The sequence below is a fragment of the Brevundimonas sp. G8 genome (assembly GCF_902506205.1).
GTDB lineage: Bacteria > Pseudomonadota > Alphaproteobacteria > Caulobacterales > Caulobacteraceae > Brevundimonas.
Genome location: NZ_LR732816.1, coordinates 2,309,207 through 2,331,986 on the forward strand (window position 1 = coordinate 2,309,207; position 22,780 = coordinate 2,331,986).

Genomic DNA, 22,780 nt, shown 5'->3' on the forward strand with positions numbered 1-22,780 from the left:
GCTTAGGCGGGACGCGGCCCGCTGTCACGCGCTGCGCGTCCCATCACCCGATCCACCCCCACCAGCGCCAGCCCCACCACCAGGAACAGACCCAGCATGGCCACGGCCCAGAAGCCGGTCTTGGCCCAGCCCAGCACGGGCACGTTCATGAACCAGTAGGGCCACCAGCCCGAGGCGAAGCCGTGGATCACCGTCCAGCCGGTGTAGATGACGGGAAACGCCAGCCACTTCACCGGATCGCGCCACCGCAACAGGCCCTTGGGCGTGAACATCAGCCAGTCCAGCACCACCGCGATCGGCATCACATAGTGCAGCAGGCCGTTGGCCGCCCAAGCCAACCCTTGCGGATCCCAGACGTGCGACAGCAGGAAATGATAGGTCAGGCCGACTACGGCGATATACATGGCGAGAGCCGCGCGTACGCCCTCGCTGGCCGCCCATCGCCCCAGCCGGCTCTCGGGCCGAACCAGCGGCGCGGTCAGGGCCAGCGCCGCCAGAACATTGGTCAATATGGTGAAATAGCTGAAGAAGTTGACGGTCAGGCCCGGCATCGCCTTGAGCGGTTCAGGCCCGACCATCAGGATATATTGAAGCGCCAGTGCAGCCCAGCCGACGACCGCAAAGGTTGAACGCCACAGCCTGGGCCGGTCTCTTGCACGCAGCACGGGCGCCTCCGTCGTCGATCAGGCGCCAGTCTTGTCCCATTCGAACGCCGGGTCCAGCCAGTCGCCCAGTCTTTCGCCGCGATCCAGCGCATCCATCCGCTGCATCTCCTCGTCCGTCAGGGCGAAATCGAAGATGTCGAAGTTCTCGCGCGCCCGGCTTTCCTTGGTGGTGCGAGGAATGGCGATGATGCCGTGCTGGATCAGCCAACGCAGGGTGATCTGGCCGTTGGTCTTGCCGTGCGCCTTGGCCAGTTCGCTGATGGTGGCGTCGTCGGCGATCTTGCCCTGGGCCAGCGGCGACCAGGCGGTGATCGACGAGCCCAGCTCGGCCGCCGTGGCGACCAGCTGGTCGATGCCGAGATAGGGATGGTGCTCGACCTGATCGGTCAGCAGACGCGCCTTGGACAGGCCCTGCGCCTGACGAAACTCCTTGGACGGGAAGTTGGACAGGCCGATCGACTTCGTCAGCCCCGCGTCCTTGGCGGCGTTCAGGGCGCCCAGCGTTTCCTCGAACGACGGCGTCGTCTTGGGCCAGTGCAGCAGCAGCAGGTCCGGCGTCGTGCCCAGGCTGGCCGCCGATTCCTCGGCCTGTTTCAGCAGGGCGTCATGGGCGAAATGCTCGACCCAGATTTTGGTGGTCAGAAACAGGTCTTCGCGCGCCACGCCCGAATCGCGAATGCCTTCGCCCACCGCCTGCTCGTTTTTGTAGATCCAGGCGGTGTCGATGTGGCGATACCCGATCCGCAACGCCTCGGCGACCATGCGCCGCGCATCGTCGGGCTCCAGCTGCCAGGTGCCGAAACCGAGCAGGGGGATTTCCACGTCGTCGACGGTGATGGTGGGTTGGTCGCCATAGGCCATGGGGCGCGCCTTCGCTGCGTTCAGGGAGCGTGTAATTAGGCGCCCGACCTCGTTCAGGTAAGACGCAGATGCTGTTTCGACAGACTTTTCGGCGCGACCTTGCGCCATCGCCTGTCCAGCGCCGCCTTCAACCAGACGGGATCGACCGTCGCGATCCGCGCCAGGACGATCGGATAGTCGCGATAGTGGTCGGTGAAATGAAACGTCGCCGGGTCCATTTCGATCAGCAGGTCGCGCTCATCGCGATTGTCCAGATGCACCACGATGCTGTCGTCCAGCGCAGGCCTCAGCCAGGTGAAGAACTTCCCCGCAACCTTGTACGACGCCTCGCCATAGGACACGCCGTCCTCCACGCTGGGGAACGACAGCAGCAGGGCGCGGACCTCATCGTGGGTCATCGGCGGCGGTCGTCGCCCAGCACGACGGTCGCGGCCTTGGCGTTCTCGACCGTCTTGAGCAGGCGCAACTGGGCCAGTTCGGGATTGTCCTTCAGCAAGCGCGCCGCATTGGCCAGTGAGCGCAGGGAGGCCTGTTCGCCACGGGCGCGTTCCAGGGCGGCGAGACCTTCCAGACGCGCGCGTTCGACCTCGGTCATCAGGCGGCGCAGTTCGGGTGGCAGGATGACGGCCGTGATCTGGGCCTGTTCGATGCGTGCGGCGCCGACCGTGTCGCCCAGCAGGGCGGCGAAGGCGGCGCTGGCGTCTGGCGACTGCGCCAGCAGGGCCTCCAGCGTCATTTCGCCCGCCAACCGCGTCAGGGCGACGCCGGCGGCCAGGTCGATCTGGGGTTCGACCGGCTCCCGGATCGACCGTTCGGCGTCCTCGATCCGATAGATGACGGCGGCGGCCAACCTCAGGGCCATGCGTTCGGACGACATCACGTCGGCGCGGATCATGTACACTTGGCGATCCAAGGTGACGGGCTGGACATGCAGATTGCGGCCGGTCTTCCACAGCCAGTGAACGCCGGGATCCAGCAGACGCTCATAGACGCCGTCCACATAGAGGGCGCCGCGCTGCCAGGCGTTGATCCTGATGCGCCGACGGCCGCTCAGCAGCGCCACGGCGACAGCGACTGCCACGACGACGGCGACGGCCGACAGACCCCAGGAATCGAACATGCATCCTCCGATCGGGATGCCCGGCGCCGCGGCGGAAGGGCGGGGGCGCGAAGCCCGCATGGCCCGTCCACGGCTTGCCTTTCGGCCGGCGCCGGGCGTCCTTCTTGTGACCAAACACGTGAGGCGTCCCTTTGCGGCTGACCGCGCCCGTGACCGGGCGTCGCGCCAAGACGACCTCTGACGGGGCAAGAGCCCCGCCTCACCTTACCGCCGCGCGACCCGGCGTCCAGCCTTCAATAGGCCAACGCGATCCCGTCCTTGCGCATCTCGGTCGCCGCGCCATAGGTCCAGCGGCCGCCGGGGTTCTGCTGCATCATCACGTTCTGATAGCCGCCGAACCCGCCGTCGGGCTCGCCCAGGGTCCAGCCCATGGCGCGCAGCTGGGCCTTGGTCGCCTCGGGCACGCCGCTCTCCAGATGTAGGACGCCGGTCCCTTCCTGCGGCTGGCCCGTCGGTTCTGACGAGCCATAATGCTGCCAGCGCGGGGCGTCGCCGGCCGCCTGGGGCTCCAGCCCGTAGTCCACCATGTTGATGATGATCTGGGCCTGGCCCTGGGGCTGCATGGCGCCGCCCATGACGCCGAACGCCAGCCAGGGCTCGCCGTCCTTGACCGCGAAACCGGGGATGATGGTCTGGAACGGCCGCTTACCGGGCGCATAGATATTGGGATGGCCGTCGGTCAGGGCGAACAGCTCGCCCCGATCCTGGAACATGAAGCCCAGCGGCTCCGAACCATTGTCCGGCGCCAGGCCTGAGCCCATGCCGCGATAGTTGGACTGGATCCAGCTGACCATCATCCCGTCGGCGTCTGCGACGCTGAAATAGGTGGTGTCGCCGTGGTGCGGCGCGTCGCCCGGCATGACCCGGTCCATCACCCGGTCCGGCCGGATCAGCTTGGCGCGTTCGGCGGCGTATGCCTTGGAGTTCAGCCATTCGACCGGGGTCTTGGAGAAGCGGTCGTCGGCGAACCAGCGCGCCCGGTCCTCGAACGCCAGCCGCTTGGCCTCGGCCTGGACGTGCAGCGAGGCGGCGGACTGGAAGCCCATGGATTTCAGGTCGAACTGTTCGCAGATGTTCAGGATCTGATTGGTCGACAAGCCTTGGGTGTTCGGCCCCAGGCCGAAGACATCCACGCCGCGATAGTTGGTCTGGATCGGCTCGACCCATTCGGTGTGGTGGGCCGCCAGATCGGCGCGGGTCATCCAGCCGCCGATTCGCTTGAAATAGGCCTCGATCTGATCCGCGATCGGCCCCTCGTAGAAGGCGTCGCGCCCGCCCTCGGCGATCAGTCTCAGGGTCTTGCCCAGATAGGGGTTGGCGAAAACCTCGCCCACCTTGGGTGTCGCGCCGCCGGCGGCCCAGATGCGCTTCCTGTTGTCGTTCTCCTCGATCGGGATCTGGCCCCGGTCGAAGGCGGCCATGTTGCGTTCCAGGTAGTAGGCGATGACCTGGGGCACGGGCACGCCCTGCTCGCACAGTTCGGCGACCGGCAGCAGCACGTCCTTCCACGGCAGTTTTCCATAGCGCTGATGCGCGCTCCACCAAGCGTCCACCGTACCCGGCACATTGACCGTCACCGCGCCATAGCGGGGCAGGTAGCCGTCGATGGCCTTGGAGCGCGCCGTCTCAAGGCTGAGGCTGCGCGGACTGGCGCCCGAGCCGTTCAGCCCGACGACCTTCTTCTGCTTTGGGTCCCACAGCATGCAATAGGCGTCGCCGCCGATGCCGTTGGCCACAGGCTCCAGGAAACCCAAAGCAGCGTTGATGGCGATGGCCGCGTCGATGGCCGAACCGCCGCGCCTCAGGGTGTCGATGCCGATGAGGCTGGCCGCTGGATGCGCCGTCGCCGCCGCCCCGTTTGCGCCCCAGACGGTGGAACGGCCCATGAACCTCGGCCCGCTGATCCGGTCGCCGATGCCGACGCCCGCATAGGGATCGGCCGGACGGGCAGGGGCAGGGGCAGGGGCTACCGACGCCGGCGCGGGCTGCTGCGCCTGGGCTGCGGTCGTGGCCAGCATCCCGACGGGAAGGGCGGACAGGAAGGTGCGACGACGCATGGGCGAAATCCTCGAACAACCGATGCGGCATCAAGGGGATGTCCGGCCTGTCCCGCAAGCCTTACGACAAAGAAAAAGGCCGCGTCCCTTTCGGAACGCGGCCCTGATAGTTTCGCGTGAGCGTGAACTCAGCTGATGTCTTCGTTCAGCAGACCGACCTTGAAGAAGCCGTTCTCCTGCATCTTGTTCATGACTTCCATGAACTGCGAGTATTTCACTTCCGGCTGAGCGCGGACGAAGACGCGCTCTTCCTGGCAGGAACCGCCGCCCAGGGCCGTGCAGACGTCAGCCGCCAGGTTGTCGATCGAGGTTTGCTTCTCGGCGATGAACAGCTGACCGGTGTCCTGAATGGTGATGTACACCGGTTCCTTTTCCTCGGTCGGATTGGTGGGCGGCTGTGCCGGCGGCAGGTCCAGACGGATCGAGACGGTCGCCATCGGCGCGGCGACCATGAAGATGATCATGAGCACCAGCAGAATGTCGATGAACGGCGTGATGTTGATATCCGCCGTCTGTTCGATCGTGTGCTTGTCCCCACCGGAACCGCCGATCTTCGCAGCCATGCTCGTCTCCGTTACTCGCCGGCTGCAATCCGCGCCGGCATTTCCCTATGGATCGCCCGAAGGCTTGTTCGGTTCTTGGCGTCCCGATGCGGGCTTGTAAAGCGGTTCTAAACGATCCGGCGTTCCCGAACGTCAATTATACGCGACAGTCCCACGGTGGGCGGGGGCCAGATCGGGCTTCAGGCCTTGGCCAGCTTCAAAAAACGGTCCGCCAGGGCAGGATCGTCCTTGAAGGCGCCGGTGAAGCGGGTCGTGATGGTCGAAACGTGCCGATGATGCACCCCCCGCGTGGTCATGCACTGATGCTCGGCGTCCACCAGAACCGCCACGCCGCGCGGCTGCAGGTGCGATTCGATGGCGTCGATGATGTCGTTGGTCAGGGTTTCCTGGTTCTGCAGGCGCCGCGCATAGATCTCGACCACTCGCGCCAGCTTGGAGATGCCGACCACCTTCTCGCCGGGCAGATAGGCGACATAGGCCTTGCCCAGGAAGGGGGCCATGTGGTGCTCGCAATGGCTCTCCACCTCGATGTCGCGCAGGATGACCATGTCGTCATAGCCGGTCACGTCCTCGAAGGTGCGGCTCAGCTCCTTGCCCGCGTCGGCGTCATAGCCGTCGAACCATTCACCGTAAGCGTCCACCACTCGTTTGGGCGTGTCGATCAGGCCTGGACGGCTCGGATTGTCGCCGGCCCAGGCGATCAGGGTCCGCACGGCCTCCAGCGCCTGTTCGCGCGACGGGCGTGCAACTTCAGCAGGCTTGGGGGTTTCGTCGCTGACGAGGACGGGCTTGGCGGGGATGACGCTCATGAACTCGATCCGTTGAGGCAGGCGCCTCTATAAACGATAGACTATATGTCAGGCCGCTATATGGGACGGACCCTCCGTCCTGCAAGAAAACGAAGTCCACCTCTCTTATGCCGCTGCACATCCACGACACCCTGCGCCGTGAAAAGCGCCTGTTCGAACCGCGCGATCCGAACCGGGTGACCCTCTATGTCTGCGGCCCGACGGTCTATGACTACGCCCATATCGGCAACGCCCGCCCGCCGGTGGTGTTCGACGTTCTGGTACGGCTGCTGCGCCGGACCTACGGGGCGGACAAGGTCGTCTACGCTCGCAACGTCACCGACGTGGACGACAAGATCAACCAGAAGGCCGCCCGCGAAGGCGTGCCGATCGGCGATGTCACGGCCCGCTACGAGGCCGCCTATCTCGCCGACATGGGCCTGCTGAACGTGTCGCCGCCTGACCTGGCCCCGCACGTCACCGACTATATCCCGGCCATCGTCGATCAGATTCAGGCCATCGTCGACGCCGGCTGCGCCTATGCGGCGGAAGGCCATGTCCTGTTCGACGTCTCGTCCTACAAGTCATACGGCGCGCTGTCGGGCCGGAACCTGGACGACATGATCGCCGGCGCCCGCGTCGAGGTCGCCCCCTACAAGAAGAACCCCCACGACTTCGTCCTGTGGAAACCGTCCAAGACCGACGAACCGTCCTGGCCGTCGCCCTGGGGCGAGGGGCGTCCCGGCTGGCACATCGAATGCTCGGCCATGATCGAACAGGCCCTGGGCCTGCCCATCGACATCCACGGCGGCGGCATCGACCTGGTCTTCCCCCACCACGAGAACGAGATCGCCCAGGGCGTCTGCGCCCACGGCCATGCTCATGACGATCAGGCGCACGACGAATACGCCCGCTACTGGATGCACAACGGCTTCCTGACCGTGGATGCCGAGAAGATGTCCAAGTCCATCGGCAACGTCCTGCTGCTGCACGACCTGGTCCAGGCCATGCCGGGCGAGGTCGTCCGCTGGGCGCTGCTGAGCGCCCACTATCGCCAGCCGCTGGATTGGAACCAGGGGCTGCTGGAGCAGAGCCGCAAGAACCTGGATCGTCTTTATGGCGTTCTGCGCGACGCCGACGCGGCCCTGGCCGATTTCGACTCCGCCACGTTGGACGAGGCCGAGATGGAGCTGGCCGAGAACGCCTTGGACCCGGTGCTGGACGCGCTGGAGGACGACCTCAACACGCCGGGCGCCATCGCCCAGCTGTTCGGGCTGGGAAACGCCCTTCGCGATCTGCTGAACGACGCCGAGGCGGACATCAACGACGTCGCCATGGCTCGCTGGAGCCTGGCCGAAGCCGCCAGCCTGCTCGGCGTGCTTTCGCTGACGCCGGACGCCTGGTTTGAGGGCGGCGATCCCGCCCTGAAGGCTGAGGTCGAGGCCTTGCTGGAACAACGCGCTAGCGCCCGCGCCGCAAAGAACTGGCCCGAGGCCGACCGCATCCGTGACCGCCTCAACGCACTGAACGTCGTCGTTATGGACGGCCCCGAAGGCGCCACCTGGCGGATGAAGGGCTGAGACGCATCGTCTCCTCCCCATAAAATGGGGAGGAGCCAGATTTAGTTTGAGCGGCGGATAAGCTCGTCCGCCAGCGTCGGCGTCAGATATCCGTCGGCGGTCCGGCCTGTCGCCACCTGCCAGCGGCGCAGGGCCGCGCGGGTGTTGGACCCGATCACGCCGTCGACGCCCTGGGTGTCGTAACCCAGTTGGGTCAGCGCCCGCTGCGCTCCGATCCGCTGCTCGCGCGACATCGACGGGTCGTTGGGCCAGGCCTTGCTCAGGGTCGGCTTGCCCATGATCCCGTCCGCCGTCAGGCCGATGGCCAGAGCGTAGCTGACCGAGTTGTTGTAGCGGCGGATCACATAATGGTTCGGCAGGGCCAGAAAGGCCGGGCCGTTCGCACCCTGCGGCAGCAGGATGGTCGCCTCTTCCAAGGCTTCGGCCCCGTTCGGCGTGCCGCCCTGGGCCAGGCGAACGCCCTTGGCCGCCCAATAGGCCCAGTTGTGTTTCGGCCCTTCCGCCTCGGCATAGTCGAAGCCGGAGGGCAGGGCGACTTCGTATCCCCAGCCCTGGCCGCGCTTCCAGCCGGCCTGGGCCAGCAGGTTGGCGGCGGACGCCAGGGCGTCGGCGTCGTCGGCCCAGATGTCGACCTTGCCGTCGCCGTCCTGATCCACGCCCAGGCGCAGATAATTGTCGGGCATGAACTGGGTCTGGCCCATGGCCCCGGCCCAACTGCCCTTCAGGCCCGCGCGCTCGCGTCGGCCGTCCACGACGATGTCCAACGCGTCCTTCAGCTGGCCCTCGGCCCAGTCGCGCCGGCGGCCGTCATACGCCAGGGTCGCCAGCGAGCGGATGACGTCATAGTCGCCCTGGACCTGACCGAAGGCGCTCTCCTGCGCCCAGACCCCGACCAGGATTTCGCTCGGCACGCCGAACCGCTGGACCACCGACCACGGCACCCGGTCGATTCGCTGCTTGGCCTGGGCGATTCGCACCGGCGTCACGGCGTTCTGGATATAGGCCCCGGCGGGCTTGGAGAATTCCGGCTGGTTGCGGTCCAGGCGGATCACCGTCGGATCGGGCGCCAGGCCGTCCAGTTCGCGGGCGTAGTCGGCGCGGCGGGCGCCGCCCTTGCGCGCCAGGAATCCCTGTTTCCAGCCCTCGAACCCTTGCTGGTCATAGGCGGCAAGGGGCGGCGTCTGCGGCGCGGGAGCAGGGGTCGTGGCGGGCGCGCCCGGTTGCGGCTGGGGCTGGGGCGTCGGCAGGCCCACCTGCGGCTCGGGCAACATGGGGGCGCAGGCCGAGACGCAGCCGATGAGAAGAAGGCGATAGGAAAAGCGCATGAGATTCAAACTAAAGCCCCCGAGGTCAGACGTGAAATGACATCCGCGCGAATGTCCTTTTCACGGCCATAAAGCGCTTGTGAGGCGAAAGCGTTGCCTTGCTTCTCGCGGCTGTGGTGCAATGCACTGTATTAACCACCTTTATATTGGACGACTTAAGCGTGTGTGGCGTAATGACGCACAAGCTCTGACGGCCTGATGGCGGAGTGGCGACGCGGCGGGCGTGCAACCCCGTAAACCCTCCGTTCGACTCGGAGGTCAGGCCTCCATCTTTTTTGAGCGTGCTATCGCCCTTGAGCACGTTGGGCGTGGGCGACTGTTGCGACGGCTGGGGCAGGCGTGGCCTGGCTTTTCTGCGGTTTTGGCCTTTGGCGGGTTGACCTTCTGAACCCCTCTCTCTATACGACCGCCTCCGCCGCGATCCGACCGGGTCAGCGGCTTTCTTATTGGTTTCTCTCAGGACGTCCGACCATGAAGGTCCGTAGCTCGCTCAAGTCCCTGAAGACCCGCCACCGCGACTGCAAGGTCGTGCGTCGCAAGGGCGTCGTCTTCGTCATCAACAAGACCGACCCGCGCTTCAAGGCGAAGCAGGGCTAAGCAGCGTTTGCTGCACGCCGCCTCGGCGGCGTGCACACGTTGGGTCGCGCTCAAATAGCCCAAAGGGCGATAGCGCGGCGAAAAGCCCTTACGATCCACAGGCTGCGGATGTTTGTCCGCGGCCTTTTTCGTGTTCGCGGTTGAGTCGCATCCATCGCATGGTTAGCGTCCGCGCCTGATTTCTGGAGTATCACTCATGGCTGACGACGCGTCCTTCGACGGTGGTCCCGACATTCTCAACGCGACGGCCCAGGGCCGCCTGCGAACCATCATCGAGCGACTGGAACGCCTCGAAGAGGACAAGCAGGCCGTCATGACCGACATGAAGGAAGTCTTCGCCGAGGCCAAGGGCGAGGGCTACGACGTCAAGATCCTGCGCAAGGTCATCCGCATCCGTAAGCAGGACAAGGCCAAGCGTCAGGAAGAGGACGCCATCCTGGACCTCTATCTGTCGGCCCTTGGCGAGATCTGAGGCTGACCCGGCTTGAAGCGCACCCCCTTCAAGCCAGGAGGCGGGCTGTCGCGATCAGGCAGTCCGAAAGGCGATGGCTTCGCCAAGAAGCCTATCCCAAGTCCATTTGAGCAACAGCGCGAGGCCGCCAAACGCGCTGCTCTCAACGCTTTGAAACGCGCCCGCCGCTCGGCAGAGAAGGCGGGCGTTTCGCTGTCCGAATGGGAGGGCGAGTTCATCGATTCCGTCAGCGAGCGGGTGAAGACCCACGGCCGTGCCTTCGCCGACCCCGAAAAAGGCGCGCCCGGCCAGGCGCTGTCGGCCATGCAAGGCCGCAAACTCAAGGAAATCACCGCCAAGGCCAACGGCGAAGAACCGAAGCGGCGGTGGGGCAGGAAGCCGAAAGAGCCATAACCTTTCGTCATCCTCGGGCTTGACCCGAGGATCGGGCCATCCACAACTCAGCGTTTATGAGCGAGCGCCGACCTTTCATCGCCACCTATATCCAAGCGAGCCGACCGCACGGCGTCATTTACATCGGCATGACGTCGAATCTCTTCGAACGCGGCCATCAGCACAGGACCGGGGCTTTCGAAGGCTTCGCCAGTCGATATGGCTGCGGGCTGCTGGTCTGGTACGAGCAGTTTGAATTGGCCACGACTGCAATCCGGCGGGAAAAGGCGTTGAAGCGCTGGAATCGCGTCTGGAAACTGGAGCTGATCGAACGGACAAACCCTGGATGGGTCGATCTCTATCCCAGTCTATGCGGCTGGACGCCTGATCCTCGGGTCAAGCCCGAGGATGACGAAGAGGGGAGTGTCGCTTCATTTCTTAAAAGGCTGGAATCAGGCGCATAAGCCTCAGCCCGCTTCCTTCAGCTGACCTTCCAGGCCCTGTTCGCGGACCTTGCGGTACAGGGTCGAGCGGCCGATCCCCAGGCGTCGGGCGATCTCGCTCATATGGCCGGCATAGACCTCGATGGCGTGCTGGATCAGGTCGCGTTCGATGTCTTCCAGCGTCCGCAGATGCCCGCGGTCGTCCAGGATGCGGATCGGCTGGTCCGCCTGACTGGCGTGATCGGCCTGGGCGCTGGCGGCCGTGGCGGCATACAGCGGCTGGGCGTCCGGCATGGGGGCGGCGACGCCCGAGACGGCGGGGAAATCGTGCGGCTGCAGGAAGGGCGCATCGGCCAGGACGATGGCGCGGAACACCGCATTCTCCAGCTGGCGCACATTGCCGGGCCAGTCGAACCCTTGCAGCAGGGCCAGAGTCTCGGGCGCGCAGCCGGCGATCCGCTTGCCTTCCTCGGCGTTGAAGCGGGCGATGAAATGATCGACCAGGGGCGCGATGTCCTCGCGCCGTTCGCGCAGCGACGGGGCCTCGATCGGAAACACGTTCAGGCGATAGAACAGGTCCTCGCGGAAGGCGCCGTCCTTGACCTGCTGGGCCGGGTCGCGATTGGTCGCCGAGACGATGCGCACGTCGATCTTGACCGGCCGCTTGCCGCCAACAGGGTCGATCTCGCCTTCCTGCAGGGCGCGCAGAAGCTTGACCTGCATGTCCAGCGGAAGTTCGCCGATCTCGTCCAGGAACAGGGTGCCGCCGTCCGCCTCGCGGAACTTGCCCAGCGTCTTGTCCACGGCGCCGGTGAAGGCGCCCTTCTCGTGTCCGAACAGGATGGATTCGATCAGATTGGCGGGTAGGGCGCCGCAGTTGACGGCGATGAAGGGTTTGCCGGCCCGGTCGCTGGCGCCGTGCAGAGCGCGTGCGATGACCTCCTTGCCCACGCCGCTTTCGCCGGTGATCAGGACGGGGATCGAGGATTTGGCGGCCCGGGCGCCCAGCGCCTTGACCATCCGCATCGGGGCGCTGTCGCCCACGATGTCGTCGAAACTGGTGCGGCCCTGGACGCGCTTGGTCAGGCGTCCGACCTCGGCCGTCAGACGCTTCATCTGCATGGCGTTGCGAACCCCGACCAGCAAGCGTTCCGGTCCGACCGGCTTGACGAAGAAGTCCTGGGCCCCGGCCTGCATGGCCTTGACCACCATGTCGATGCCGCCGTTAGCCGTCAGCACGATGACCGGCTCGTTGATGCCGGCGCTGCGCAGTTCGGCCAGGCACTCCAGCCCCGACATCTCGGGCATGACCATGTCCAGCAGGATCAGGTCGGCCCCGCCGCCGCGCACCATCCGGTCGATGGCCTCGCCGCCGCTGGCGGCATGGACCACGGCGTTGCCGTCCCGCTCCAGCACCGCCTGGATCAGCCGGCGCTGGGTCGGATCGTCGTCAACGACCAGAATGGTCTTGGCCATGAAAGCCCCTTGTGCTGTCGCCCACCCCCGTCGCGGATGGATCGTTTCGGGACGATTTCTAAGAAGTCGAGGTGAAAATCGAGTGATAGGGCATGGTGTCCGCCGCGTTAACGACGGCGAGTATCGTCGCAGCGAATCTCGGGAGACGCCTGCAGTTTCTGGCCGCCGACGATCAGGTCCGGCAGGGCGGCCGGAGCCGTGGTCACGCCTGTCGAAAGGTCTCCGTCCAGGGCCTCGGCATTGCGGCTGCATGCGGCCTGATACTGCCCAACCTTGCGCCACTGTCCGTCGTCGTCATTCTGCTCGAACGCCAGGACCGTCCGCGCCATCGCAACCAGCAAGTCTTCTCGGCCGTCGCCGTTCAGATCCAGCGTCCGCACGGTGCACGGACTGGCCGCGGAGCAGCCAAACAGAACATCGGCCTGGCTTTCAATCTGTGTTTGGAAGCTGGCGGGAATGGTCTGACCTGCAACGGCTTGCAGACGAACGGCCGCCACCCGATCCCTACGCGCCTTGGGCGTATCGCCGGACCGGTAGGTTCTGACCTTGGCCGCGCGGGCCAGGCGCGCGGTCTCGGCGTCGCTGGATCGCGTCAATGTCTCCAGCGCGGCTGCCCCGACCTTGCCGCTCTCGAACCTCAGGAAATCATAGTCGAAGTCTTGGGCCGAGACCGCGCCGCGTTCCAGCCGTGCGATCTGATCCTTCACCGATATCCGCGCGGGATCGGCCAGGGGGCTGAACAGGGCCAGGATGACCAGGACCGACAGGACGGCGGCGACGACATTGGTCCGCTCCAGCGGCTTCATCCAGCCTCCCGGCTTCGCCGCCGCCAGCAGATAACCCGCCCCATAGACCGCCCCGACCAGGGCGCAGGCTGCGGCGATGATCCGGTCGGGCGTCAGGCCGTGCTGGCCGATCCGCAGGCCCAGCCCCCACAGGGCCAGGACGACCAGGGGCGCGATCAGCACCGAGGCGATGCGTACGCCGTATTTCAGCACGACCGGCGGCACATTGTCGGGCCGCCCGTCCTGATAGGCCGTGTTGATCAGCACGATCAGGGCGGCGGCGGCCGACAGGACCAGGGCCGTCGCGCTGCGCGTCTCCCAAAGACCGTCCAGGCCGGTGAAGGGCAGGGCCGCCAGGAAGCCGCCGACCAGCACGGTGATCACCAGCAGCAGCCAGGACAGCAGCATCAGGGCCACGGTCCGCACGCCCCGGATCAGACCGTCGCGCACATCGGTCAGTTGGACCGCCGTGGCGAAGATCAGGACCGTGACGGGGATGGAAAACCAGGCTTCGCCGAGGATGTCCTCAAGGAAGCTGAGGCCGATCATCTTGAACAGGGCCGCGCCCAGATGCAGCAGCAGCCAGAAGGCGCCGGTGAAGCCCAGAGACAGGGCCAGTTGCACCCCCGCCTTCCAGGCCACGTCGAAATATTCGGGATAGTCGACGATCCAGCGCCGTTCGCGCACCGCCGGGACGATCAGGTGGTGGGCGATGAACAGCGCCGCCGCGCCGAACGCCAGAACGGGGAAGCTGAGGAAGGGCGCCTGACGGAAGGCTTCCGCCGACTGACGCGCCACGTCATGCGCGCCCAGCAAGGCCAGAACCACCGCAGCCAAGCCCGTCCAAAGGGCCAGGGCAAGCGGCTTGATCCGTCCCGCCGCCGCCAGCACCACCACGGGACCATAACCCGCCGCCAGGGCCAGGGCGCCGAACAGGGCAGGCTGGGTTGCGGGCCAGGCATGATTGTCCGCCGCCAGATACAGCAGATAAAGCGCCAGTCCCTGAACCAGGCCGGTCGCCAACCGAATAGCGAACAGGCCCGACGCCCCGCCCAGGCCTGTGCGGCCGGTGTCTTGATGCGTCGTCTCGGTCATTCACGTGTCTCCAAAATACAGGATCGCACGGCCGGCGCCGTCGAGAAAGCGTGACGGAAGGTTGCGACTGTCGTCCGACATCCCCAGAACAGGGGTCATGAACGCTCCTTTCAAGACGCCCAGCACCGATGCCCCGCTGTGGGACCTGACCGACCTCTATGCCTCGCGCGACGACGCCAGGGTCGCGGCCGACCTGGAAAAGGCGCGGGGCCTGGTGGATTCGCTGAATGGCCTGAAGGGGAAACTGGCCGCCGAACAGGACGCCGCCGGCCTGGGCGCCGTGCTTGATCGGGCCATTCATCTGTATGAGCAGGCGTCGGACGTGCTGGGGGCTCTGGGCGCCTACGCCTTCCTGTCGGCCTCGACCGCGCGCGACGATGCGGGCGCGCAGGGGTTCGAGGCCGATGTGCGCGAGAAGATCACCGCCATCGCCACCCCCACCGTCTGGCTGACGCTGGAGATCAATCAGATCGACGACGCGGCGCTGGAGGCCGCCCTGACCGCCGACGACGGCGCGGCGCGCTGGCGGCCGTGGTTGCGGCGGGTGCGGGCGATGAAGCCGCACGAACTGTCGTCCGAGCTGGAGACCTTCATCGCCGAGCGTGGGCCGATCACCGCCCAATGGCCGCGCCTGTTCGACGAGCAGCTGGCTGCCCTGCGCGCCAAGGCGGGGAGCGAGAGCCTGACCCTGGCCGAGGCGCTGAACCGCCTGTCGGACGCCAAGCCCGCGCGCCGCAAGGCCGCCGCCGAGGGCCTGTCGGAAGCCCTGGCCGCCCGCGCCCCGACCCTGGCCCTGGTGCTGAACACCGTCGCCGCCGACAAGGCGATGGAGGATCGCTGGCGCGGTTTCAAACGTCCCGCCGACAGCCGCCACCTGGGCAACGAAGTGGACGGCGAGGCGGTGGACGCCATGGCCGAGGCCGTCGCCGCCGCCTATCCGCGCCTTTCGCACCGCTATTACGCGCTGAAGGCCAAGGCGATGGGCAAGGCGCGGCTGGACCACTGGGACCGCAATGCTCCCATCGAGACCACGACCCCGCGCGCCTTCACCTGGACCCAGGGGCGCGAGATCGTGCTGGACAGTTTCTTGGACCTTGGCGGCGACTTCGCCGACCGGGCGGGCGGCTTTTTCGACAAGCCGTGGATCGACGGCCGTGCGCGGGCGGGCAAGCAGTCGGGCGCCTATGCCCACCCCGTCACCGCCGACCGCCACCCCTATGTCTTCCTGAACTGGATGGGCGAGCGGCGCGACGTCCTGACCCTGGCGCACGAGCTGGGGCACGGCGTCCACCAGACCCTAGCGGCGGATCAAGGCACGCTTCTGGCCGACACGCCGCTGACCTTGGCCGAGACCGCCTCCATCTTCGCAGAGGGGCTGACGTTCGACCGCCTCTTGGCGACGGCGCCGAAGTCAGAGCAGCGCGGCCTGCTGGCCGGCCGGATCGAGGACGGGCTGAACACGGTCGTGCGCCAGATCGCCTTCCACCGTTTCGAGACCCGATTCCATGACGAACGCCTGCAGGGCGAGGTGTCGCAGCAACGGATCAACCAGCTGTGGCTGGAGGAAATGGCCGCCTCGCTGGGACCGTCGGTCAAGCTGAACCCCGGCTATGAACACTGGTGGGCCTACGTCAGCCACTTCGTCCATTCGCCCTTCTATGTTTACGCCTATGCGTTCGGGGACCTGCTGGTCGCGGCCCTGATGGAGGCGCGGCGCAATGATCCGGCGGGCTTCACGCCGCTGTATCGCGAGCTGTTGGCCGGCGGCGGATCGCGGACCTATGTCGAGGCGTTGAAGCCGTTCGGTCTGGACCCGCGCGACCCGGCCTTCTGGAGCGTAGGCTGCCAGAGGCTGGAGCGTCTGGTGGATCAGTTCGAGGCGCTGGCCTAGGGCTTTGGGATGACTGCGGGCTTGAGCGGGGCGGGCGCCTCGGTGTAAGTCCGCGATAACGACGAGGGGATTTTCGCCATGGCCGACCTGCACGACACCGCCAACGCACCTGCCGACGCCGATGCGCAAGCCTATCTGCACGGCCATATGGAAGTGCGCGAGCAGGTCTCGACCTACAGCCTGTTCCTGAACCTGGCCAAGTGGGGCAGCCTGGGTATTGCGGTTTTGCTGGTCTTCCTGACCCTGTGGTTCCATCCGGGCGGCAGCTTCATCGCCGCTGTCATCGGCGCGGCCGTTCTGGGCGGCGCAGGCTTCGTGGCGCTGAAGTCCAAGCCGGGCGCCGCGCACTGATCCCTGCATCGGTTGCGCCGTTTGCCGCTGCGGCGGTCTGAAATCACGCAACCTTGCCAAGCTTTGGCATAACCGTGCTTTGACGGCTTGCGCCGGAACGGCCTAACCTTCGTTCAACGAAAAGAACGAGGGGATTCGCTTGGCCGTCGCTATCGCCGTCACGAGAGAACGCCGCGAAGGCGAGACGCGCTGCGCCGTCACGCCCGAGACCGTCAAGAAGTTGATCGCCCTGGGCGCGACCGTCACGGTCGAGGCCGGGACTGGCCTTGGCTCCTCTATTCCCGACGCCGACTATGTCGCCGCCGGCGCGACGGTGAAACCGGACACCCGCGCGGTGCTGGACGGCGCCGACATCGTGCTGAAGGTGCGCGGTCCCACGGCCCAGGAGACCAGCGCGCTGAAACCCGGCGCCATCGTCATCGCCATGCTGGACGCCTGGCGCGACAAGGCCACGGTCGAGGCCCTGACCGGCGCGAACGCTACCGCCTTCGCCATGGAGTTCGTGCCTCGCATCACCCGCGCCCAGGTCATGGACGTGCTGTCGTCTCAGGCGAACCTGGCCGGATACCGCGCGGTGATCGAGGCGGCCTATGCCTTTGGCAAGGGTTTCCCGATGATGATGACGGCGGCCGGCACGGTCGCCCCGGCAAAGGTCTTCATCATGGGCGTGGGCGTCGCCGGGCTTCAGGCCATCGCCACCGCGCGCCGCCTGGGCGCCGTCGTCACCGCCACCGACGTCCGCCCCGCCACCAAGGAACAGGTCGAGAGCCTGGGCGCCAAATTCCTGGCTGTCGAGGACGAGGAGTTCAAGAACGCCCAGACCGCCGGCGGCTACGCCAAGCCGATGTCGCCCGAGTATCAGGCCAAACAGGCCGAACTGACCGCCAGCCATGTGGTCAAACAGGACATCGTCATCACCACCGCCCTGATCCCCGGCCGCGCCGCCCCGGTGCTGCTGACGGCGGCCCATGTCGCCTCGATGAAGCCGGGCTCTGTCATCATCGACCTGGCGGTCGAGGCGGGCGGCAATGTCGAGGGTTCGAAGCTGAACGAGGTGGTGACCACGGCGAACGGCGTCACCATCGTCGGCTGGGCCAATCTGCCCGGCCGCATCGCCGCCGACGCCAGCGCCCTTTACGCCCGCAACCTGTCGGCCTTCGTCGGCCTGCTGATCAAGGACGGGGTCATGGCGGTGGATCTGGAAGACGAGATCCTGAAGGCGGCGGTGGTCACCGATCGTGGCACCGTGGTGCATGAAGGGCTTAAGGGAGCAAACTAATGGAACACGTCGATCCCACCGTCTTCCGCCTGGCCATCTTCGTGCTGGCGATCTTCGTCGGCTATTACGTCGTCTGGAGCGTGACGCCGGCCCTGCATACGCCGTTGATGGCCGTGACTAACGCCATTTCCAGCGTCATCATCGTCGGTGGCCTGATCGCGGCGGCGGCCGTGTCGGGCGACGTGACCGGCCCTAGCGCCTGGATCGCCAAGGGCGCCGGCGTGGTCGCCGTCACCCTGGCCAGCGTCAACATCTTCGGCGGCTTCATGGTCACCCGGCGCATGCTGGCCATGTACAAGAAGAAGGAGCGGCCGGCGCCTAAGCCCGCTCCCGAGGCGTCTTCGTGACGGACGCCGCGCAGATCGCCATCACCGGTTCGTGGGTCGCCACTGGCGTCGGGTTCGGCCTGTGGCTGTACGGCTGGTTCGGGACCAAGATTCCGATCAAGCGCCAGCGGCTGCACGACTGCGGCATCGCCCTGGTCTTCTCGGCCATACTGGTTCGCGTCGTGACGCAGGACCGGCCGCTGGGCGTCTTCGAATGGGCCCTGTTCTTCATCGGCCCGCTGTTCATCGCCGCCGCCCTGTGGCGGCTGGCGCGCACGTCTTGAGGGGAGGGGCGTGATGAACGCATCGCTGGCCGCACTGGCCTATCTGGTTTCGGGCGTCCTGTTCATCCTGTCGCTGCGCGGGCTGTCCAGCCCCGAGACCAGCCGCCAGGGCAACACCTTCGGCATGATCGGCATGGCCCTGGCCATAGGCGTGACCCTGCTGACGCTCGGCACGACGGGCGCGTTGGACACCGTGACTCTGGCCCTGATCGCGGGCGGCGTCATCGTTGGCGGCGGGACCGGCGCCCTGATCGCCAAGCGCGTCGCCATGACCGACATGCCGCAACTGGTCGCCGCCTTCCACAGCCTGGTCGGCATGGCCGCCTGCCTGGTCGCCATCGGCGCCGTCTATGCACCCGAGGCCTTCGGCATCCTTTCGGACGACGGGACGGGCATCAAGACCCTGTCGATCATCGAACTGTCGCTCGGCGTCGCCATCGGGGCCATCACCTTCACCGGCTCGGTCATCGCCTTCGCCAAGCTGAACGGCAATATGAGCGGCGCGCCGATCATCCTGCCCGCGCGGCACCTGATCAATGTCGGCCTGGCCCTGGGCCTGGTCTTTTTGATCGGCATCCTGATCGGCACCAACGGCGCCGCGACCTGGGCCTTCTGGGGCGTCTTCCTGATCGCCCTGATCCTGGGCGCGACCCTGATTATTCCCATCGGCGGGGCCGACATGCCGGTCGTCGTCTCGATGCTGAACTCCTATTCCGGCTGGGCGGCGGCGGCCCTGGGCTTCACGCTGGAGAACATCGCCCTGATCATCACCGGCGCCTTGGTCGGGTCGTCGGGCGCGATCCTCAGCTACATCATGTGCAAGGGCATGAACCGCAGCTTCATCAGCGTCATCCTGGGCGGGTTCGGCGGCGGCGATGCGGCGGCCGGCCCGGCGGGGGCAAAAGAGACGCGCCCGGTCAAACAGGGCTCGGCCGAGGACGCCGCCTTCATCATGAAGAATGCGTCCAAGGTCATTATCGTGCCCGGCTACGGCATGGCCGTGGCCCAGGCCCAGCACGCCCTTCGCGAGATGGCCGACAAGCTGAAGGAAGAGGGCGTCGAGGTGAAATACGCCATCCACCCCGTCGCCGGCCGGATGCCGGGCCACATGAACGTCCTGCTGGCCGAGGCCAACGTCCCCTATGACGAGGTGTTCGAGCTGGAGGACATCAACGCCGAGTTCGCCACCGCCGACGTCGCCTTCGTCATCGGCGCCAACGACGTCACCAACCCCGCCGCCAAGACCGACCCCACCAGCGCCATCTACGGCATGCCGATTCTTGATGTGGAAAAGGCCGGCACCGTCCTGTTCATCAAGCGCGGCATGGGCTCGGGCTATGCCGGCGTCGAGAACGAACTCTTCTTCCGCGACAACACCATGATGCTGTTCGCCGACGCCAAGAAGATGGTCGAGGGGATCGTGAAGGGGCTGTGACGCCGCGTTTTGCTTTGCTCGTCGGCCTGTCCGGTCTCATGGGCCTGTCGGCGTGTTCGGCGATGATGACCTTCACACTGGCAGGCGGCCTCGACCGCCCCGAGGTGACGTTCGACGATGGGCGAAAGGCCTGCGTCAATGAACTGACCGTCTATGAGGCCAACGACGCAGCGGCGCCTCTCTGGTCCATCGAAGCCGAGGGGCGGCGATGCGTGATGTTGCGCCATGTCGTCTATGGCCAAACGCCTCTCGGCTTCTCGGTCTTGACGCCTGCCGCGTCCCTGCGACCGGATGGCGTCTACGAAGCCGTCGGCGGCGGATCGACAACCCACCCGTTGTCGAAGATTCCGTGGAGAGGCTATGCGCGCTTCCATTTTCGCGACGGCGAGTGGCGTTTAGTAGAGACGGTGGCGGACGCGCCATAGGTTGGGTCGAAGGGGCGCCTAGAGCCTTGCATCAGCCCACTATCGCAGCGCTTCCAGACCCGTTATCACGCGCTCGTGAAGACCTCCGGACACCAACGATTTGAAGCCTTGGATTCCCTGCGCGGGGTGTGCGCCATCCTTGTGGTGATGTTCCACATGCCGGTGGCAAGCCACTGGCGTGATTGGGGTTTCATTCAGCATTCCTATCTGTTCGTCGATTATTTCTTCGTCCTGTCGGGCTTCGTCATCGCCCATGCCTATGCCGACCGGCTGAAGTTGGGGCGGGACGCCGGGCGGTTCATGGTGCGGCGGCTCGGGCGGATCTGGCCGCTGCATCTACTGATGCTGGCGGCCTTCGTCGGGCTGGAGTTGGCGCGGCTGACGTTTCAGTTCGACAGTGCGCCGCCGTTCACGCGGGACCGGTCGATCGAGGCGATCTTCGCCAACCTGGCGCTGATCCAGGCCTGGCATGTGCATCCGTATCTGACCTGGAACGGGCCGGCCTGGACGCTCAGCGCCGAATGGGCCTGCTATCTGATCTTCGCCGGGCTGGTTCTGGCTGCGCCGAAACGGTTCCGTTGGATCGGCCTGGTTCTGGCGATCATCGGGGGCGTGCTGGTGGTCAGCTACGCCCGGCGCTGGATGAACACGACCTATGACTTCGCCGTGCCGCGCGCGGTCTATGGCTTCTTCCTGGGCTGTCTGCTGCAGGGGCTGTGGACGCGCATTCCTCGGCTTAAGGGCGCCGCCGCAACGGTGCTGGAGGTCGCGGCCATCGTCGTGGCCTGCGTCTTCATCGGCTATGCTCAGGGGCCGATCACCGTGGCCGTCACCCTGGTCTTCGTGGTCCTGATCTGGGTCTTCGCGGGCGAGGACGGCGCCCTGTCCCGCGTGCTGGATCGTCCGGCGCTGGTCACCCTGGGGCGATGGTCGTTCGCCATCTACATGGTCCACATGTTCATCCTGACCGTGATGATGATCGTGGCTCGGAAGCTAGACCTGGTGCCGGTGCGGCGGATCGATTTCGGCTCGGTCTGGCTGAACGACCTGTTCGCCGTCGCCATGTTCGGCTTCATCGTGGTGGTCGCGGTCGTCGCGCACAGACTGGTCGAACAGCCTGCGCAGCGGATGATCGACCGCTGGACCAAGCCGAAAGCGGCCTGAGCCTCAGGCCGCCATACGCCATTCCGACGCCATATCGGTCGCGCGGCCCTCGTCCCACAGCATGTCCTCGTCCGAGTAACGGCTGCTGGCGGCGGCCGAGATGACGTCGATCACCTGTTCCTCCAGCCGATCCCAGATCACGGCGAGGTCGGACGAGCCGTCGGCCTCGCAGGGCACGATGATGTAGCGGCTGGCGTTGATCGTCTGGGTAGGTTGGAAACGAGCCATGGTGTGATCTCCTGAAGCGACGGCCTCTTGTCGATGATTGTGTTATGGCGCAGTGTTGCGTCAGAAACGGACGTAGGCATAAGGAGCGGCGTTGAGACACGACAAGGCGGCGATGGTGATCGAACTGGCGCGGCGCATGGCCGCCAGCGCCGAAGGCCTGTCCATCGACGAAATGGCGCGCGACATGCGGGTGGGCCGCCGCACCGCCGAACGGATGCGCGACGCGGTGATGATGCTGTTCCCCCAGGTGGACGAGGTGTCGGACCCGCCGTCGAAACGCTGGCGCATTCGCGGCGGCCTTTCGGCCTTCGAGCAGGCGCCGACGGCGACCGAGATGCTGGAACTGTCCAAGGCGGCATCGGCTCTGCGCGCCGCCGGAGAACCGGCGCGGGCGACGGCGTTGGAGGGGCTGGAGCGCAAGCTGAAGGCCGCAATGCGGTCCACCACACTGAACCGGATGGCGCCGGACCTGGAGGCCCTGGTCCGGGCCGAGACCATCGCTGTCCAGGCCGGGCCGCGCCCCTCGGCGGACGAGGCCATGCTGACGGCCATTCGCGGGGCGGTGCTGGCGCAGCAGCCGCTGGGCTTTACTTATTCCCGACCGGGCGCCGAGCCGCGTCGGCGCAGCGTCGCCCCATGCGGCGTCATGTTCGGCCGCGCCAACTATCTGGTCGCCGCAGACCGCGAGACCGGTCGCATCCAGACCTTCCGCCTGGATCGGATGAGCCATGTCGCACCGCAGGAGGGGCTGGCCGTCCCGCCCGCCGATTTCGACCTGGGCGTCTTCGCCAGCCAGTCCTTCGGCATCTATCAGGACGAGATCGAGGATGTCGTGCTGCGGATCACGCCCCAGGGCGCGGCCGAGGCGAAGAGCTGGCGCTGGCATCCGACTCAGAGTTTCGAGGATCAGGCGGACGGCGCGGTCGTGGTGCGGTTCCGGGCCTCGGGTATGCGAGAACTGGCCTGGCACCTGTTCACCTGGGGCGAGCAGGCTCAGATCCTGGCGCCCGAACGGCTGAAGGCCGTCATGGCTGGGGAGCTGGCGGCGGCGGGGCGCGCCTTGGAACGGGCGTCAGCGTGACGAAACCGTAAGCTGACGCGGCGCGTTCAGCACCGCTAGGCTTCGCGCCGACCATCCTGCAGGAGATCGCCCTTGCGCGTCCACGCCTTCGCTTCGTCCGCCATCGCCGTTGTTCTT

General features: G+C 66.3%; 25 protein-coding genes and 1 tRNA gene. 15 read left to right on the forward strand and 11 right to left on the reverse strand.

Annotated features, from left to right (window positions below):
• Positions 1-2: 2 nt before the first annotated feature.
• The 7 genes from CHRYSEO8AT_RS11250 to folE form a co-directional block, all read right to left on the reverse strand.
• A complete protein-coding gene (locus CHRYSEO8AT_RS11250) occupies positions 3-665 on the reverse strand; it encodes a Pr6Pr family membrane protein (RefSeq protein WP_159850042.1) in 663 nt (220 codons plus the stop codon).
• Positions 666-683: 18 nt separating this feature from the next.
• Positions 684-1,526, reverse strand: a complete 843-nt coding sequence (locus tag CHRYSEO8AT_RS11255) for an aldo/keto reductase (protein WP_159850044.1) — start codon at positions 1,524-1,526, stop codon at positions 684-686.
• A 53-nt stretch (positions 1,527-1,579) separates the two neighbouring features.
• On the reverse strand, positions 1,580-1,924 hold the full coding sequence (locus CHRYSEO8AT_RS11260) for an MmcQ/YjbR family DNA-binding protein (RefSeq protein ID WP_159850046.1): 345 nt from the start codon (positions 1,922-1,924) through the stop codon (positions 1,580-1,582).
• Entirely contained in the window at positions 1,921-2,646 is a 726-nt protein-coding gene (locus CHRYSEO8AT_RS11265; RefSeq protein WP_159850048.1) for an SPFH domain-containing protein, read from the reverse strand. Before CHRYSEO8AT_RS11265 ends, CHRYSEO8AT_RS11260 begins: the two co-directional genes overlap by 4 nt.
• Positions 2,647-2,879: 233 nt before the next feature.
• On the reverse strand, positions 2,880-4,703 hold the full coding sequence (locus CHRYSEO8AT_RS11270; RefSeq protein ID WP_159850050.1) for a gamma-glutamyltransferase family protein: 1,824 nt from the start codon (positions 4,701-4,703) through the stop codon (positions 2,880-2,882).
• A 128-nt stretch (positions 4,704-4,831) separates the two neighbouring features.
• Entirely contained in the window at positions 4,832-5,266 is a 435-nt protein-coding gene (locus CHRYSEO8AT_RS11275; RefSeq protein ID WP_159850052.1) for a biopolymer transporter ExbD, read from the reverse strand.
• A gap of 179 nt (positions 5,267-5,445) precedes the next feature.
• Positions 5,446-6,075 (reverse strand): GTP cyclohydrolase I FolE, encoded by a 630-nt coding sequence (folE, locus tag CHRYSEO8AT_RS11280; protein WP_159850054.1) that lies wholly within the window; start codon positions 6,073-6,075, stop codon positions 5,446-5,448.
• Between the two features lie 107 nt (positions 6,076-6,182).
• Between folE and cysS the strand changes: the two genes are divergently transcribed.
• Positions 6,183-7,634, forward strand: coding sequence for a cysteine--tRNA ligase (gene cysS, locus CHRYSEO8AT_RS11285; protein ID WP_159850056.1), 1,452 nt, complete (start codon positions 6,183-6,185; stop codon positions 7,632-7,634).
• Between the two features lie 41 nt (positions 7,635-7,675).
• Here the strand turns inward: cysS and CHRYSEO8AT_RS11290 are convergent, their stop codons facing one another.
• Positions 7,676-8,959 carry a lytic murein transglycosylase gene (locus CHRYSEO8AT_RS11290; RefSeq protein WP_159850058.1) on the reverse strand — a complete coding sequence of 428 codons (1,284 nt, stop codon included), beginning with the start codon at positions 8,957-8,959 and terminating at the stop codon, positions 7,676-7,678.
• Between the two features lie 192 nt (positions 8,960-9,151).
• Here CHRYSEO8AT_RS11290 and CHRYSEO8AT_RS11295 point away from each other — a divergent pair.
• From CHRYSEO8AT_RS11295 to CHRYSEO8AT_RS11315, 5 genes are all read left to right on the forward strand, one after another.
• Positions 9,152-9,228 (forward strand) — tRNA-Ala (locus tag CHRYSEO8AT_RS11295).
• Positions 9,229-9,430: 202 nt separating this feature from the next.
• Positions 9,431-9,556, forward strand: coding sequence for a type B 50S ribosomal protein L36 (gene ykgO, locus CHRYSEO8AT_RS11300; RefSeq protein ID WP_008263184.1), 126 nt, complete (start codon positions 9,431-9,433; stop codon positions 9,554-9,556).
• A 196-nt stretch (positions 9,557-9,752) separates the two neighbouring features.
• Entirely contained in the window at positions 9,753-10,028 is a 276-nt protein-coding gene (locus CHRYSEO8AT_RS11305) for a DUF2312 domain-containing protein (protein ID WP_135195123.1), read from the forward strand.
• A 12-nt stretch (positions 10,029-10,040) separates the two neighbouring features.
• Entirely contained in the window at positions 10,041-10,421 is a 381-nt protein-coding gene (locus tag CHRYSEO8AT_RS11310; RefSeq protein WP_370514241.1) for a hypothetical protein, read from the forward strand.
• A gap of 56 nt (positions 10,422-10,477) precedes the next feature.
• Positions 10,478-10,864, forward strand: coding sequence for a GIY-YIG nuclease family protein (locus tag CHRYSEO8AT_RS11315; RefSeq protein WP_159850060.1), 387 nt, complete (start codon positions 10,478-10,480; stop codon positions 10,862-10,864).
• A 3-nt stretch (positions 10,865-10,867) separates the two neighbouring features.
• On the opposite strand, the gene CHRYSEO8AT_RS11320 is transcribed toward CHRYSEO8AT_RS11315, so the two are convergent.
• Together CHRYSEO8AT_RS11320 and CHRYSEO8AT_RS11325 are read right to left on the reverse strand one after the other, a co-directional pair.
• On the reverse strand, positions 10,868-12,319 hold the full coding sequence (locus CHRYSEO8AT_RS11320; RefSeq protein ID WP_159850062.1) for a sigma-54 dependent transcriptional regulator: 1,452 nt from the start codon (positions 12,317-12,319) through the stop codon (positions 10,868-10,870).
• A gap of 107 nt (positions 12,320-12,426) precedes the next feature.
• Entirely contained in the window at positions 12,427-14,199 is a 1,773-nt protein-coding gene (locus tag CHRYSEO8AT_RS11325; RefSeq protein WP_159850064.1) for a DUF4153 domain-containing protein, read from the reverse strand.
• 97 nt (positions 14,200-14,296) lie between these two features.
• On the opposite strand from CHRYSEO8AT_RS11325, the gene CHRYSEO8AT_RS11330 reads away from it, so the two are divergent.
• From CHRYSEO8AT_RS11330 to CHRYSEO8AT_RS11365, 8 genes are all read left to right on the forward strand, one after another.
• Positions 14,297-16,090: a M3 family oligoendopeptidase gene (locus tag CHRYSEO8AT_RS11330; RefSeq protein ID WP_159850066.1), complete on the forward strand. Its 1,794-nt coding sequence runs from the start codon at positions 14,297-14,299 to the stop codon at positions 16,088-16,090.
• A gap of 78 nt (positions 16,091-16,168) precedes the next feature.
• Positions 16,169-16,441 carry an aa3-type cytochrome c oxidase subunit IV gene (locus CHRYSEO8AT_RS11335; RefSeq protein WP_159850068.1) on the forward strand — a complete coding sequence of 91 codons (273 nt, stop codon included), beginning with the start codon at positions 16,169-16,171 and terminating at the stop codon, positions 16,439-16,441.
• 139 nt (positions 16,442-16,580) lie between these two features.
• The gene (locus CHRYSEO8AT_RS11340; RefSeq protein WP_159850070.1) at positions 16,581-17,720 is read left to right on the forward strand and encodes a Re/Si-specific NAD(P)(+) transhydrogenase subunit alpha; all 1,140 of its coding nucleotides are present in this window, start codon (positions 16,581-16,583) and stop codon (positions 17,718-17,720) included.
• Positions 17,720-18,067, forward strand: coding sequence for an NAD(P) transhydrogenase subunit alpha (locus CHRYSEO8AT_RS11345; protein ID WP_159850072.1), 348 nt, complete (start codon positions 17,720-17,722; stop codon positions 18,065-18,067). The genes CHRYSEO8AT_RS11340 and CHRYSEO8AT_RS11345 overlap by 1 nt, the downstream gene beginning before the upstream one ends.
• Entirely contained in the window at positions 18,064-18,330 is a 267-nt protein-coding gene (locus tag CHRYSEO8AT_RS11350) for a hypothetical protein (protein ID WP_159850074.1), read from the forward strand. The genes CHRYSEO8AT_RS11345 and CHRYSEO8AT_RS11350 overlap by 4 nt, the downstream gene beginning before the upstream one ends.
• 13 nt (positions 18,331-18,343) lie before the next feature.
• Positions 18,344-19,765, forward strand: coding sequence for an NAD(P)(+) transhydrogenase (Re/Si-specific) subunit beta (locus tag CHRYSEO8AT_RS11355; RefSeq protein ID WP_159850076.1), 1,422 nt, complete (start codon positions 18,344-18,346; stop codon positions 19,763-19,765).
• Complete coding sequence (locus CHRYSEO8AT_RS11360; RefSeq protein WP_159850078.1) at positions 19,762-20,190, forward strand: hypothetical protein; 429 nt, start codon at positions 19,762-19,764, stop codon at positions 20,188-20,190. The genes CHRYSEO8AT_RS11355 and CHRYSEO8AT_RS11360 overlap by 4 nt, the downstream gene beginning before the upstream one ends.
• Before the next feature lie 108 nt (positions 20,191-20,298).
• Complete coding sequence (locus tag CHRYSEO8AT_RS11365; protein ID WP_236547517.1) at positions 20,299-21,354, forward strand: acyltransferase; 1,056 nt, start codon at positions 20,299-20,301, stop codon at positions 21,352-21,354.
• A gap of 3 nt (positions 21,355-21,357) precedes the next feature.
• On the opposite strand, the gene CHRYSEO8AT_RS11370 is transcribed toward CHRYSEO8AT_RS11365, so the two are convergent.
• Positions 21,358-21,582 (reverse strand): hypothetical protein, encoded by a 225-nt coding sequence (locus CHRYSEO8AT_RS11370; protein WP_159850082.1) that lies wholly within the window; start codon positions 21,580-21,582, stop codon positions 21,358-21,360.
• A gap of 91 nt (positions 21,583-21,673) precedes the next feature.
• Here CHRYSEO8AT_RS11370 and CHRYSEO8AT_RS11375 point away from each other — a divergent pair, with 91 nt between their 5' ends.
• Positions 21,674-22,663: a YafY family protein gene (locus tag CHRYSEO8AT_RS11375; protein ID WP_201304418.1), complete on the forward strand. Its 990-nt coding sequence runs from the start codon at positions 21,674-21,676 to the stop codon at positions 22,661-22,663.
• Positions 22,664-22,780: the final 117 nt, after the last annotated feature.